The organism is Microscilla marina ATCC 23134 (genome assembly GCF_000169175.1).
In the GTDB taxonomy this organism is placed as follows: Bacteria; Bacteroidota; Bacteroidia; order Cytophagales; family Microscillaceae; genus Microscilla; species Microscilla marina.
Map to the genome: position 1 here is coordinate 93,782 of NZ_AAWS01000030.1, position 14,646 is coordinate 108,427.

General features: G+C 37.9%; 9 protein-coding genes. 4 read left to right on the plus strand and 5 right to left on the minus strand.

Going from position 1 to position 14,646, the window contains the following annotated elements; translation table 11 throughout:
- Positions 1 to 218: 218 nt before the first annotated feature.
- Positions 219 to 1,397: a sugar transferase gene (locus M23134_RS42635; protein WP_002700338.1), complete on the minus strand. Its 1,179-nt coding sequence runs from the start codon at positions 1,395 to 1,397 to the stop codon at positions 219 to 221.
- On the minus strand, positions 1,360 to 1,782 hold the full coding sequence (locus M23134_RS23855) for a response regulator (RefSeq protein ID WP_002700340.1): 423 nt from the start codon (positions 1,780 to 1,782) through the stop codon (positions 1,360 to 1,362). The genes M23134_RS42635 and M23134_RS23855 overlap by 38 nt, the downstream gene beginning before the upstream one ends.
- Before the next feature lie 333 nt (positions 1,783 to 2,115).
- Between M23134_RS23855 and M23134_RS23860 the strand changes: the two genes are divergently transcribed.
- Positions 2,116 to 3,258, plus strand: a complete 1,143-nt coding sequence (locus M23134_RS23860; RefSeq protein WP_157558275.1) for a hypothetical protein — start codon at positions 2,116 to 2,118, stop codon at positions 3,256 to 3,258.
- Positions 3,259 to 4,309: 1,051 nt separating this feature from the next.
- Here M23134_RS23860 and M23134_RS23865 read toward each other — a convergent pair.
- On the minus strand, positions 4,310 to 5,113 hold the full coding sequence (locus M23134_RS23865; RefSeq protein ID WP_002700344.1) for an FkbM family methyltransferase: 804 nt from the start codon (positions 5,111 to 5,113) through the stop codon (positions 4,310 to 4,312).
- Positions 5,114 to 5,849: 736 nt separating this feature from the next.
- Here M23134_RS23865 and M23134_RS23870 point away from each other — a divergent pair.
- The 3 genes from M23134_RS23870 (at position 5,850) to M23134_RS38800 (ending at position 12,024) form a co-directional block, all read left to right on the plus strand.
- The gene (locus M23134_RS23870) at positions 5,850 to 7,202 is read left to right on the plus strand and encodes a sigma-54-dependent transcriptional regulator (RefSeq protein ID WP_002700347.1); all 1,353 of its coding nucleotides are present in this window, start codon (positions 5,850 to 5,852) and stop codon (positions 7,200 to 7,202) included.
- A gap of 159 nt (positions 7,203 to 7,361) precedes the next feature.
- Positions 7,362 to 8,462 carry an FIST signal transduction protein gene (locus tag M23134_RS23875; RefSeq protein WP_002700349.1) on the plus strand — a complete coding sequence of 367 codons (1,101 nt, stop codon included), beginning with the start codon at positions 7,362 to 7,364 and terminating at the stop codon, positions 8,460 to 8,462.
- A 334-nt stretch (positions 8,463 to 8,796) separates the two neighbouring features.
- Positions 8,797 to 12,024, plus strand: a complete 3,228-nt coding sequence (locus M23134_RS38800; RefSeq protein ID WP_002700350.1) for a PAS domain-containing hybrid sensor histidine kinase/response regulator — start codon at positions 8,797 to 8,799, stop codon at positions 12,022 to 12,024.
- Positions 12,025 to 12,040: 16 nt separating this feature from the next.
- Here the strand turns inward: M23134_RS38800 and M23134_RS23885 are convergent, their stop codons facing one another.
- Together M23134_RS23885 and M23134_RS23890 are read right to left on the minus strand one after the other, a co-directional pair.
- A complete protein-coding gene (locus M23134_RS23885) occupies positions 12,041 to 13,540 on the minus strand; it encodes a UDP-N-acetylmuramoyl-tripeptide--D-alanyl-D-alanine ligase (RefSeq protein ID WP_198145082.1) in 1,500 nt (499 codons plus the stop codon).
- 116 nt (positions 13,541 to 13,656) lie between these two features.
- Positions 13,657 to 14,415 carry an alpha/beta fold hydrolase gene (locus M23134_RS23890; RefSeq protein ID WP_045114211.1) on the minus strand — a complete coding sequence of 253 codons (759 nt, stop codon included), beginning with the start codon at positions 14,413 to 14,415 and terminating at the stop codon, positions 13,657 to 13,659.
- Positions 14,416 to 14,646: the final 231 nt, after the last annotated feature.

Below are 14,646 nucleotides of genomic sequence, written 5' to 3' on the forward strand. Positions count from 1 at the left end.
AAAACGCGGCATAGCAGCGCTACGGCAAGTTTTTTTAACGAATTCTGTCAGCGAAAGATGACGTTAAAAATGTAAATTTATTTTGGTACTATTCCTTAATTTGGGAACCTGTGTGAATGATTGATGATTACTTTGAGTACAAAATTAAACAAGTACACTATAACATTTAGTTTATAGCCAATAATTTATTTAAAATTTTGTGTCAACACAGGTTTTTTTTACACTTTTTCGGATTGCAACAAAGCAGGGAACGTTTTCAGAATAATCTTCATATCCATCATAAACGAGTGCTTTTGTGCATACTCATTGTCAAGGGCTATGCGCTCTTCGGTAGACATATCTGCTTTGCCTCGTTTGGTTACTTGCCACAAGCCTGTAATTCCAGCAGGCGCATCAAAACGTTGAATGGTCTGATCTTTCGTAAGCTTTTCTGCTTCATACAATGGCAAAGGGCGGTTACCTACCAGCGACATGTCACCTCGAAGTACATTGAATAGCTGAGGTATTTCATCGATACTGGTTTTTCGTATAAAAGCGCCCACTTTAGTAATTCGAGGGTCTTTGGCTAGTTTCATAAAAACTGCTTCATCCTCTTTTTCTTCTACTTCGCTTTTTACTTTCTCACACACTACCCCCTCGTCTGTCCACAATGGTTGCTGACAAGCACATTTTTTCAACACACAATCTGCACAGTTTTTCATCTCAGTTTTAGCTTTTTCTTTTTTGGCGGGTGCTTTGTATTGGTTGAGGTGCTTTAGCTCTTCCAAACGTTGGTCAGCATCTTGATACATAGAGCGAAACTTGAGCAAAGGAAATACTTTGTAATTAGTTCCTACTCGTTTTGAAGTATACAACGGATTTCCTTTAGACTCTAGTCTGATAATGATGGCCACTAATAGCAAGATAGGAGACAACAGTAACAAGGCTGAGCCTGCGGCTACAATATCAAAAGCTCTTTTGAAAAAATTAACGTGTTTTTTTGTCGACGCTTTGGGCTGAGCATTCAAATCATTGTAACTTTTTTTCTTAAGCAAACTGTTGATGCGTAGCTTGAGCATTTTATAGCTCAGTTCATCTGACAAAATATCGTTTACCCCGGTAGGTACATGTTGAAACAAAGGTGAGTCGCTTAAATACTCAGGGTAAATAAACAATACCGGCAGCTGTTGTTTGCTGTATTCACGTCTGATTTTGCTTAAAAAGCCAGTAAACTCAATGATAGATTCGTGTACAGCACAAATGCAAACATCAGCTTCGCGAATAACGCGGCTTGATGAGCGGTGCAGACTATCTAAATCTTTGAAATGAACAATTTTGTAGTCTTGTCCCAGGTTAGCTTGAAATGCAAAAGTTTCTTGCTTATTTGGATTGATATAAAGTAGGGTTGAAGTTTTCATTAACTGAGTTGTTTTTTTTTACGATTTTTTGAACTTTGATGAGTAATTCTGCAGGGTTGAAAGGCTTGGTGAGGTAGTCTTCCGCACCTAACTGCAGGCATTTGATCCGAGCGTTACTATCGCTCAAACCTGAAAGCATTACAACAGGAATATTCTGATATAATTTGCTCTTTTTCAGGAGGTTGATTAGTTCAAAACCATCCATTTCGGGCATCTTAATGTCCGTAACAATTATATCTGGTACTCCCGTTTCTTCCATCCATTCAAAAAACGCAAGTCCGTTGTTGAACTCAGAAACTTCGAAGTGTTCGTTTAGGTAGGACTCTAGCATGTAGCGCATGATAGCATTGTCCTCTATAAGGGCCAGGGTTAGCTTGGTACTCATAAAACTTATATTTTTAATTTGTAGAAATTAAAAAGGGTATAAAAAATTGAATTCCAATTAATTATACCCATAATTCATTGCAAAAGGTTATTATTATATCTCCTAAAACATCATAATAGCTTTTACAATGAATATACATTTTAAAAAAACTTTCGTAAAGAACTATCCTCTTTAGTAAAAAAATATTTTCGTGGTCATTTTTGTGAGGAGGTCAACATATTTACTACCATTTCGGAAACATTTGATAAATCGTGTTTGAGTTTAGAGGAATGCACTAAACTAGAAAAGCTTCTGCAGGTTTTTTATTTGGGTCAATTGGTAGGTTTACCTACTTTGAACAGTATCTTAGTGAAGCATGGGGTTGTGAGCAATTCTGCTCAAATCAGCTATCAAAAGTTGGCTTCTAATTTATCTATTAGCACCATTCGGAAGCTATTTGAAGAGGTTTTTTCGGCTCAGTTGGGTCAGGTACTCCAAGAAATGAGTGAAAAAGATTCAAGTTGTTGGTCAAAAACAACGGTCACTGTTGTGTTGGATGATAGCGTGTTTCGGTGTTGGCTATCTTCTCAGAATCATTTGAAAGATTTTGAGGAGTGCTACGGGAAATTTTTTAGTGGTCAGTTTGGTACAAGTGTGTATGGTTTTCGGGTGTTGACCCTTGGGGTGAGCATTGATGGGGTATTTTACCCACTTTTCTTTGATTTTATCAAGAAGAAAACCTCCAACGCTTATCAGAAACCAGCAAAAGTAGCTCAAAAGCTTGTGAGGCGCTGGGGAGAATATCGCAAAAAGCTGACTAGAACTGGGTATGATTTTCCTACACTTCACCTGAGTTGTGACAATGGATATAGTAATGAGGCTTTGGCAGAAAGTTGTGCCCAAAATGGACTTTGTTACATCAGTGTAACCAAAAAATCTCATTATGTGGTAATAGAGGGTCAAAAGGTAAAGCTCTCTGATTGGATTGAGAAAGAATTTATCCCAGCAGAGCAAGCTCATCAAGCGAGTCAAAAAATGCTTCCTGAGGAAGATAAAACCACTTTTAAAAGGAGAATAAGTGCCTATTATTGTAGCAAGAAACAAGCTGTAACTTTGCTGTTTTTTCGGCTCAATGGATCAAAGAAAGTAAGTGTTATTTATAGCACAAGTAAACATATTTTCGCCAAAACCTTGCGAAGACACTGGTTTCAGAGAACTTATATTGAACAGTTTTTCAAATTACTCAAACATGTGCTCCAAATTGGGGAAGCCAGAACAAAAGACAAAAAAGGTTTTGAATTCAAGTTATACCGATTTTCTTATGTAGCCTTGCACGCACAAAAACTGGTGAAATGGATCAGAAAACAAATGAAGGGTTTTAACAAAAAAGGGTTCATTACCATACAGCGAACCCTTAATTCAGACCCGGATATTTTAGACCTTTTGCAAGAAAAATTAATAGCAAACATTTGTAAATCAAATAGTTATAAACAATGAAATAATTACAATTTAATGATTAACAGGGTAATAGACTCACAATTTCTGTTAAGTAAACTGTGTTAGGAATTAGTTAAATAATAGCATTAATTAAATTGTACTTTTTTGTTTTAATGTTTTAAAAAGATATTATAATCAGCTCCTTTATTTTACTAAAGGATTGGTGGCTCTGTGGTTTTAAAAAGTAGAATTAGTGGTATAGAATTGTATAATTCTAAATTTGTGTTATTGTGATAAGAGCCTGATTATTAAATATATAAGTTGCTTTTGGGTTTTTTAACTGAAAGATGTCCCAAAATATTGCATGATTATATGCAATTATTTATCAATAGGTAACCAAAGGATTTTGGATAAAAAGAATAAATGTGATTTTATTCTTTAGGACCATAAGCTACTTTGGGTAGTATTGTAATGATGAGAAAGATTTTTTCTTTGTGTGTTTGCCTGAATAATTTTCATTATGTATTTGTGTTTAAAGTTGCTCAGCCTGTTTAGCAAATATTGAGCAAAATATGCATCATAGTTAAATTATTTTTTGCACATCAAAAAAACAAAAGTATCTAACCTCTTAAGAGATCATTAGACAGTGAGTAAATCACCTCAACTTGTTTTGTTTCACTTTTAAATTTTTGATGCTCAAAATGTGTTAGTTTTCTATTTGTTAATATTCTGTAAAAAAATACTTCCGCATAGTTACGGCTTTTTTATGTTATAAGTAAGACCTTTTAGGTGAGTGTAGCTATTTTTTAGACTAATGTACCTATTTGAAGGATTACTTGTAAGCGTAAAATTATATAAATATTTTTAGAACATATAAATGCATGTAAGAAAGAATCTAATTTCTTTCGTAAAGAATATATTTGTGTAGTACAATTTTGTTTGAGTTAGTACTTTACAATTGTTTGATTAAATTATATAAGGAAACGGCAAAAAGTAAGTAGGAGGGTAGGAGATTTATATAGTAAGTTTAGTAAGCAGATGGGTATAAAAATACCGTAAGCCTAAAAGTTTTTTTGGACTTACGGTGTAGATCTTTATTGATAAGAGCAATTTAGACTTGCTTGATAGCAGCAAAATTATGTGTGTCAATCTTGGTATATTTAAATTCTCCCCATTGCGCAAGCAGTTGTTTGAGTGCTTGTTGATCGGAAATACAGGTTTCCATGATAAGCATGAGGTGGGGGCAGTTTTTTATAAACTCGGAGGCGCCTTTGAGCACTTCACTTTCCATTCCTTCTACATCTAGTTTTACTATCACTTTGTCATTGTATGTCAGAGGCAACTGATTTATAATAGAGTCAAACTGTTGAATTTGCCCATTGTTGGTCTGACTTGTTTCGGGAATATGGTTGTTTCTAATAACTTTGCTTGCTCCTTTGTTATGTGGTCTTACTTCAAAGCTTACTTCTTCTTTTTTTGAGCCCAACCCCCAGGGGTAAGAGTGAATACGCTCAGTGAGGTGATTAATTTTAATATTTTGTTGCAACACTTCAAAGTTTGTCGGAACTGGTTCAAACGTTAAACACTTGTACCCATTATTTGCCAACCAAATAGAGTAATCGCCAATGCAGGCACCTACATCCAAAAAAGTATCGTATTTACTCAGGTTTTTTTGGATAAATTTTTTCACCTTTCTTTCATAGTTATAGTTGGCATACATGAAATCAGTGGTGTCTTTGCGGCAAAGAAAAACCCCCATACGTGAATAAATGAGACGATCGGTTGAATTGCTTTTTTTTGATATTACATACCTTAGAGCATTGCTTATAGATCTGAAATCTATGTAGCGTAAATATTCCCAGAAATACCACCAGTAAATCTGAATTTTGTCATAAGTTTTAGTAATCTGTTGCATATATATTAATAGTATTTTGATAAAAACATTAGTAGAGTGTATACTTATAATTTATCTGTAAGCCAGAGGTTTCATACCTTGGATACAGGGTGTAGGATACTGCCCTTGATGGTTTGTCAGGGCGACAACCTAAACTTTATATTGACAATCGCTAATAAATAGGCTGTTTTTTGTGAGAAATACGAGGCTATGTGATTTTCGTAGATATTCTTATATGGGTATTAAAGTAAGTTATATATAAGTTTAAAATTATTTTGCACTTTATTAGCCACCTCTATATTTATGAATTCTTTTGCTGAAATTTCTCCTAACTTTTGGTTACAAATAAGCACTATTCACTTTTGTGTTATAATTTGCCGCTTTTCACCTTCTGATAAAAGTTTTGGTTAAACCCTACATAAACACCTTGTAATGCTTTAGTCTTTTGCATAAGTGTTGCTTATGTTTTGAGAATATAAAATATAGAAAAGCGCAGAATTGAGGAAGAAAACTTTTATGCTTTTGTACCTGACTTCTGGTAAGTGATTATGCTTTTAATTAATGAAAAATATTGCCTATGTTTTGAGATAGTATCCTTTTGGGATTTTTTTTCTAAAAATGGAATGGATTTGATAGTAAGAGGAGGGAATAGAAAAGAAAATAAGCTTAGGATAATGGAAACAAATCAGCTATAATACGTCTATTGTAAATATCCTTTGATAATAAATTATAACGAACTAAACCTTTATGCGAAAATATGGAAACCTCTAAGATTTTTGTGGTAGAAGATGACGATTGGTATGCCAAAATATTGATGTACACATTATCGCTCAATCCCGATTATGAGGTCATTAGGTTCAAGTCAGCTAAAGAAGTATTGGCAAGCCTTCACCTCAAACCCTCTATTATTACCCTCGATTATTCGTTGCCTGATACCAAAGGGCCTAAACTGCTCAAGCAGCTCAAAGAAAGGTTGCCCGATGTGCCTGTTGTGGTGGTTTCGGGGCAAGAAGACATTACTACAGCAGTGAGTTTGCTTAAAGAAGGAGCGTATGATTATATAGTAAAAGACGAAAACACGAAAGAAAACCTTTGGAAGGTAATTCACCATATCAGAGATCACATCTCACTGAAAAAACAAATTGATGATTTACGGGAAGAAGTGGAACGAAAGTACACTTTTGATAAGATAATTAAAGGAAACAGCCCGGCGATTCAGCGAGTATTTAGATTGATGGAAAAAGCCACTTCCAATAACATTACAGTATCTATCACAGGCGAAACAGGCACCGGAAAAGAACTGGTGGCAAAAGCCATTCACTATAACTCTAATCAAAAGAAAAAATCGTTTGTTGCTGTCAATGTAGCGGCTATTCCAAAAGAGTTGATAGAAAGTGAGCTGTTTGGGCACGAAAAAGGAGCATTTACTGGTGCGGTAGCTCGTAGAATAGGCAAGTTTGAAGAAGCCCATAAGGGCACCCTGTTTTTGGACGAAATAGGCGAAATGGACTTGAATATGCAGGCAAAACTGTTACGGGTATTACAAGAGCGGGAGTTGAGTAGAGTAGGGGGCAATGAGTTGGTAAAAATAGATGTAAGACTGATAGTAGCTACCCATAAAAACTTGTTGGAAGAAGTGCAACAAAATAATTTTAGAGAAGATCTGTATTATAGGTTATTAGGTTTACCCATTGTAGTACCCCCATTGCGCGAACGAGGCTCTGATATTATATTATTGGCAAAATACTTTGTAGAACAATTTTGCAAAGAAAACAAGATGCCTCCGCTTAAAATTTCGCCTGAAGTCAATAAAAAACTGTTGCAATACCCTTTCCCTGGCAATATAAGAGAGCTCAAGGCAATGGCAGAACTGGCTGCGGTGATGGCAAACGGTGATACCATTTATCCTGAAGACATCACTTTTAACACTACCCGAAATACGGCCGATTTTTTGCTCAACGAAACCACCCTGAGGGAGTATAATCAAATGATTCTGAGGTATTTTTTGCAAAAATACGATAATAATGTTTTGTTGGTTGCTCAAAAACTGGATATTGGCAAATCTACCATTTATCGTATGATTAAGAATGGGGAAGTTGGTGTAGGATGATCCCATCTTGGGAAATTTTTGTCTCATTATGGGATAAGAGTGTCAGTGGTTGAGTGGTAATTGCTTGATTTGTAGGTGCTTATTTTCTGTGCATTGTATTAGAAGGTGGAGTGGTATTGACCTTTACTTATTTTCAACACAACCAACATCATTACAATTATGTATATAGCACCTACCTCTATCGAACAAATGCTTCAGCCCATTATTCAACAGTCAGATAAGGATAAATCGAAAACCTGGCTTCTTATGTTTGGTGAGCAAGACTTGCCCGATATTACACAATTGATTCAGGTTTTAAACACTCATCATATTTCTTTTTTTGGGGGCGTATTTCCAGGGGTTGTCTTTCAGGAAAAAAAATACGAGAGAGGACTTGTTGCGGAGCAACTACCCGCCAACATAGATTTGTTATTGGTACAAGAACTTGATTCACCTGATTTTGAAATAGGGTTTTTGCCCAATATTGTTACTTGTAATGATGCATTGAGTGCCTTGGTGCTGGTAGATGGGCTTACTGCCAATATTGCGTCGTTTTTGCGTCGTTTGTATGATATATATGGCGATAATGTAAATTATATGGGAGGAGGGGCAGGATCACTGACACTGGAACAAATGCCTTGTGTATTTAACCAAGAAGGTATTTTTCAGGATGCTGCCATTGTTGCGTTTACTCGGTCGTCAAGTTCACTTGGTATTCGTCATGGTTGGCAAAAAATAGTAGAACCTTTTCTTGCCACCAATACTACCAACAACGTGATAAGCGAACTCAATTGGGGAAACGCCTTTGAGGTATATAGAGATGTGGTAGAAGAAAGTAGTGGCGAGCGCTTATTACAAAACTCGTTTTTTGACATAGCCAAGGGATACCCATTTGGCATTACCAAAGAAGGGTTAGAAGTAGTAGTACGTGATCCTATTATGGTAAATGCCCAAGGTGATCTGGTATGTGTAGGCGAAGTGCCCCAAAATGCTTCACTTGCCATACTGAAAGGCGACAAACAAAACCTAATCAAGGCTGCCAAAGAAGCTGCTGAAGCTTGTGATAACTCCAGGCAAAGCTTGTGTATGGTGTTTGACTGTATATCAAGGGTATTGTTCTTGGAAGATGATTTTGACAAAGAACTTCAGGCGGTAAAAAAGGGATTGGGCAACCCTGCACAATTGTTAGGTGCACTCACCCTGGGTGAAATCTCGTCTTATGGAGATGGGTATATTGAGTTTTTTAATAAAACAATTGTGGTAGGTGCTTTGCATACTTAAAATCGATGGATTTGTTATGATAACGGATCATTAAATAAGTAATGAGTCATACCAACCGTAGGAAGTTTTGTGTAAGCTAATTATGAATTATCTTACGCGGTGCTTAACGCTCGTAATTAGCCAAGGCAGAGCTCCCTGCGGTCAGTTCATAATTCCCAAACGTTTGTAATTAACACCTTTGCTATATATAATTCGGTTATTATGAGTAGCTTAAGTCCACTTGTAGCTTATGGTTAATTGCACCGATACCCAAGACTTTTTACTACTGCTATACATCATCAGGCAATATTAATACAACAACTGCTAAAAAATAAATCGTACCCAATATAATACAATGATTCAAAAAAATGACGTGCTGGACGATATAACCACTTTGTATGAACTATCACTCTCAATAGGTTCATCTTTAAATTTATATGAAAATTGCGAACATTTTTTAACTACCTTGCTGTCGCGTAAAAACCTCGATTTTGCGTCAGTATGGTTAAAAAAGTCATTGATTAAGCCACAGCAAGCAGATGGGCATAACCTAATGACTGTATTTGCTTTACCTGTGTCCAAAAATGGGCAGGAAGAGTTGAGCGCTGACCATTTTTTGCCCGTCAAAACTACCCAATTACCCTATTTCTCTTACCACGTTACTGACAAAGAGTTTACCGATTGTATTCAGGAAAATAACATTGTAAAAGGTGCCTATGCTATTTATCAGCTGGGCAACATCGGTTTTATGAAGCTCTACTCTGCTCGTTGGCAAAAAGCCCTATCAACTACAGAACTGAATAAACTCAAGGCTGTGATTGATAAATTTACTGTATCGCTTGAGGGGTGTTTATCGCACCAACGCTCTATTTATGAGGCAAAGAGCCGTTTGAAAATGGAGAAACAACTTCATGAAAAAGACATGCTCTATAGAACAATGGTAGAAAAGCTTCAGGATGGCTTAATTATTACCACCCCTGAGTCTGATATTATATTTGCCAATCCACGTATGGAGGAACTGTCTGGCTATAAACTGTCAGAAATGTTGCACCGAAAAACGTATGAATTGTTTATAGCCGAAGACAAGCAAGTGCTGCTGAACGAAAAACTTCAGGGCAGACGTGAGGGGCGATCTGATAAATATGAAATAGAACAAGTACGAAAAGATGGTACCTGTTGGCAATCGCTCGTCAATGCCACTCCTTATTATAACGATGCCAACGAAATGATAGGGATTATGGCTTTGGTAACTGATATTACACACCAAAAAAATGCTGAAGCTCGCCTAAAAAAATCAGAGCAAGATCACCGTTTGTTGTTTAACAAAAACCCGCACCCAATGCTGATTTTTGCTACCGACAACTTACAAATACTTGCTGTAAACGACACTATGGTAGAGAAGTATGGCTACACCAAAGAAGACTTTGCTCAAATGAGTCTTAGAGATTTGTGTTGGGCAGAAGACATTCCATGCCTAGAGGCAAACCTGAACCAAGCTAAAGATGTGACTCGAAGCAGGCATTGCCTTAAAGATGGCACTCTCATAAACGTAGACATATCAGGACGCGATATTCTGTATAATAATCAAGCTGCTCGTTTGGTACTTATTCAGGATGTCACCGAAAAACTCAAAGCTGAAAATGAACTTCAGCTTACCTCATCACGGCTGAAAGCTTTGTTACAAAACATGCAAGCAGGTATACTGTTAGAAGATGCTCAACGCAAAGTAGCACTTGCCAATCCAGTGTTTTGCGATATGTTTGATGTGCCCGTGCCTCCCGAAGAACTCAAGGGACTTGATTGTGCTCCTTTTGCCGAGTTGAGCAAAGGGTTCTTTACAAACTCCGATACCTTTATTTCGGTGATCAATGACATACTCACCGCCAGAAATATTGTATTAGGTGAAGAGCTCGAACTGGTAGATGGCAGGGTGTACGAACGTGACTATATTCCTGTATTTAGCAATGAAGAGTACTTGGGGCACTTGTGGCAGTACCGTGACGTAAGCAACAAAAAAAAGGCGCAAAAGGTGTTGATCCAGGCACGCAAAAAAGCTGAAGAATCATCCTTGGCAAAAGAGCGGTTTCTTGCCAACATGAGCCACGAGATACGTACTCCGCTTAACGCCATTATTGGCATGCAACGGTTGTTGAGTAAAACTTCTTTGGAAGAAAGACAGCAAAGGTATTTAGACGCCATAGGTACTTCGGCAGATAACCTCTTGGTGATTATCAATGATATTTTAGATATATCGAAAATTGAGGCTGGTAAACTGGAGCTCGAAAATGTAGGCTTTGACCTTTGTAAACTTATTCGTCATTTAGTATTTACCCTTGGTTACAAAGCCGAAGAAAAAGGCATTGGTTTGTATGCCAACATAGATGACAACATGCACCCCATTGTATTGGGCGACTCGGTACGACTGCACCAAATATTGCTCAACTTGCTCAACAATGCCATTAAATTTACCGATGTGGGTAAAGTAATCATCAGTACATCTTTGGTAGAAGCCAACCCTGATACTCAAACCGTTTGTTTTGAGGTAAGCGATACCGGGCGAGGAATCAAAGCCGAAAATATAGAAGCTGTTTTTGAGAGTTTTACTCAAGAAGATGCCAGCATTACCCGCAAATTTGGTGGTTCGGGTTTAGGACTCGCCATAGGCAGACAGCTGGTAGAGTTGTTTGGGGGCAAACTCACGGTAACAAGCGAATACAGCAAAGGTACTACGTTCTCGTTTACGCTTACTTTCAAAAAAGAAACCCTGGATGCCATTGCCCCAGTACATGAGGTAACCCAGGAAGGAGAAAAAATCTTACAGGGAAAAAAAGTGTTACTGGCAGAAGACAACCAAATGAACCAGTTTTTGGCAACTACTATTCTGGAAGAGTGGGGAGTGATAGTGGAGGTAGCCGAAGATGGCAAACAAGCCATTGAAAAATTTAGCGAAAATAAGTACGACTTGATTTTGATGGATATGCAAATGCCCATTATGGATGGACTGGAAGCCACCCGTATTATTCGTCAGCAATTAAGGTCTACAGTGCCTATTATTGCGCTTACTGCCAATGCCATCAAGGGCGATCGACAGAGGTGCATAGAGGTGGGAATGAACGACTATTTACCCAAGCCATTTGCCCAAAAAGATTTGCAGGAAAAAATATTGCTTAACCTCAATTTACCTACCAAAACACTTGTCCAGGAGCCCGTAGTAAATAAGCCAAATGAGGAGCTTATCCAGCTCTACAGTTTAAGCAAACTTGATAAAATGATGAGTGGCAATAAAACCCACATCAAAAAAATGTTAGAAATGTTTGTAAACGATACCCCAGCGCTGGTGCAAGACATGCAACAAGCGTTGGTTTCCAGCGATATTCAAACTGTAGGCAAACTGGCACACAAGGTAAAAAGCTCTATTGATATTCTCGATGTAAAAGATTTGGGCAAAGTAGTAAGAGAAATAGAAACTTTGGCAAAGGAGTACCCTCAAAGTGAGCGTATCCCTTTGTTGATTCGTAGTTTTTCCAGCATTCTTAAGCAAGTAGTGATTGCCCTGCAAAACGACCCTATGTTTCAAGAGTGATTTTTAGGTACTTCTTTTACTCATTATAAGTATCTGGCAAATCGTTCTCATACAAAACCACATCACCTGCCTTGGCTATTTTCATCAAATGTTGGTTAGCATCGGTCAGGTTGCGGGCAATATAGAGGCGATCTTCAGGGTAATTTTTGTTTTTAAGCCCCTCTTGTATAGGCAGGGTTTGTTTAGGACCTACTAAAATGGCGTAGTCTACATGTTCCGCAATTTGTTCACCCAATACCTTATTCAACTCGTACTCCTTCTCGGCAAGTTCAATCATTCCAGGGGTAATAATTACTTTTTGTCCACCTTCAATCTGTTTGAGCACGTTTAACGCCATTTTAGCCCCGGCAGGGTTCGAGTTAAAGGCATCGTCCAGAATAGTGATTCCTCCCGGATTGCGCTTAAGTTCCATTCGGTGTTTAACCGGCTGGAGATTCTTTACAGCAAACTGAATATTTTTAATTGGAACATCAAAGCGAAGCGCCACTGCACAACAAACCAAAATGTTCGACATGTTGGCTTCACCCATAAGTTTGGTTTCCAGTTCCATCACTTTTTCATTTTTATGATATACTGAAAACTGCATGCCCTTTGCGGTGTATTGAAGGTCACGTGCCTGGTAGTCAGCGTCGGGTTGGTGTAGACTGTACGCGTGATTTTCTACATGGGCAATGGGGGAATGATTCTTTACATATTCATAGTCAAAGTTAAGGTAACCTACCCCATCTTTAGGCAAGGCATCAATGAGTTCAAACTTGCCTTTTTGAATGTTTTCAATCGAGCCAAACGTGTCAAGGTGTTGGTCAGCTACTGCCGTTAGTATTCCAATTTGCGGATGGGCAAGGTTACATAACTCCTTAATATCACCTATTTGTTTGGCACCCATTTCACATACAAAAATCTCATGAATAGGCTTGATGTGGTTACGAATAGTAATGGTTACCCCCATAGGTGTATTGTAACTGCCTGGGGTCATGACTACATTGTATTTTTCAGACAAAATCCGGGTGAGAAAGTGTTTCACGCTCGTTTTTCCGTAGCTACCCGTAATACCAATTACCTTAAGCTGAGGCATAGACTTGATGATACGGCGTGCATCGGCATAGTACCATTGGGCAATGCGTTGCTCTACCGGAATAAGCACAAAGTTGGCTAAGATGAGCCAGCCAAATGCCATAAAATCCATCAAAACAAGTGTCAACATGGTAAATTGGGCAGGCACAAACCATACAACGGCTGTATTTGCTACCACAAATAGCCCTATAGAGGTAAAAAACAAGGTTTTAGCGCGGCGAGTAAAAGCAAGTTTCTTTTTGTGCTTTTCGGTAAGTAATCGGTATGCTCCAAAACCAGCGCCAAATATCCATACCAGGTAAGCAGGTATGGAGGCTATTTTGAGCAAAGCCAACACTCCAGCTATTGCCATGAGTAATATGCTAAAGACAAACTTTTGGCTAAAATTTTTCTTAGTCCAGCTCCAGTAACGGCTGTTTCTGTAGCTGTTGAGTTGCATCATGTGCAGCTCTTTTTTTAATTGAGCAAATGCGTGGGCTGCTAAAGAAAGAAGAACGAGCCCGAACCAAATTTTTTCCATAACTTATATATAATAACTGAGCCTTGTCGCTGTTTTTTTTAAATAAAATGATCAACAATAATGAGAAATTCTGCCCGCTTCTCTAAAAAGCCGTAGTGTCCTGTATTTTTGAGTACTGCCAAGCCTGCGTCAGGAATTTCCTTTTCCATAATTTTAGCATGTGCCAAAGGAGTAGCCGTATCGTGTTCGCCCCAAACCAGTAGGGTAGATGCTTGCATTTTTGGTAATAAATGGCGCAAATCCTCATTCACAACCTTTACCAATGTTTGGCGCATTACTCCTGAGGCGTTTTTGTAATCACTAGAACCTGATTTTTTCCGATATTTCTCCAGTACTTGCTCAGAATAGTTTCTGAGGATGGGAAGTTTAAATATATTCTTTATTATTTTATAAGAATATACCTTGACATAATAATCAAGCTTGCGTTTAGGTTTCAGCCCTGCACCTCCAGTCAGAATCACCTTCTGAATACTGGCATGTTTGGCAGACAATCGGATAGACACCCGCCCCCCAAAAGAATGCCCCAACAAAATGGGGTTTGTTATATTGAGGGCAGAAATAAACTGTTCGGTCAAAGCAGCGTATTCTTCAGTGCTCCAGGGTTCAGGAGGGTTGGGAGTTTTGCCAAAGCCAGGAAAGTCAATACTATATGTAGTAAAGCGTTGCGAGAAATGGTCTTGGATAGGCTTAAAAATTTCCAGATCACACCCCCACCCATGCAACAACAATAAATTAGGTCCGCTTCCGGTAATTTTGTAATGTATCGGAATATTTTGAATATCTATAGTTTTGTTCATACCACCACACCTTTTGAGGTTTGTGTCTCTTGTGAAAGACTCCTCATTGCTAAAATTCTTCAAAGTTATGTGCAACCTCAATTAGATTGCAATAAAAAACCTGTTTTTTTCAGTTCCCTAGCCCAAAAAGGGATTTTTGTTGTTCATTGGGTTACATAAAACTGTTTTTAGTATGAAGAAAACACGAACACATAAGACAAAACCATTGACTTGCAAGTACAAGAGGGCAGA

Excerpts from the sequence above, each read along its gene's own strand:
- M23134_RS23885 (WP_198145082.1), bottom strand. The coding sequence starts at position 13,540 with ATGATGCAACTCAACAGCTACAGAAACAGCCGTTACTGGAGCTGGACT.
- M23134_RS38800 (WP_002700350.1), top strand. The coding sequence starts at position 8,797 with ATGATTCAAAAAAATGACGTGCTGGACGATATAACCACTTTGTATGAA.
- M23134_RS23855 (WP_002700340.1), bottom strand. The coding sequence starts at position 1,782 with ATGAGTACCAAGCTAACCCTGGCCCTTATAGAGGACAATGCTATCATG.
- M23134_RS23875 (WP_002700349.1), top strand. The coding sequence starts at position 7,362 with ATGTATATAGCACCTACCTCTATCGAACAAATGCTTCAGCCCATTATT.
- M23134_RS23865 (WP_002700344.1), bottom strand. The coding sequence starts at position 5,113 with ATGCAACAGATTACTAAAACTTATGACAAAATTCAGATTTACTGGTGG.
- M23134_RS23890 (WP_045114211.1), bottom strand. The coding sequence starts at position 14,415 with ATGAACAAAACTATAGATATTCAAAATATTCCGATACATTACAAAATT.
- M23134_RS23870 (WP_002700347.1), top strand. The coding sequence starts at position 5,850 with ATGGAAACCTCTAAGATTTTTGTGGTAGAAGATGACGATTGGTATGCC.
- M23134_RS42635 (WP_002700338.1), bottom strand. The coding sequence starts at position 1,397 with ATGAAAACTTCAACCCTACTTTATATCAATCCAAATAAGCAAGAAACT.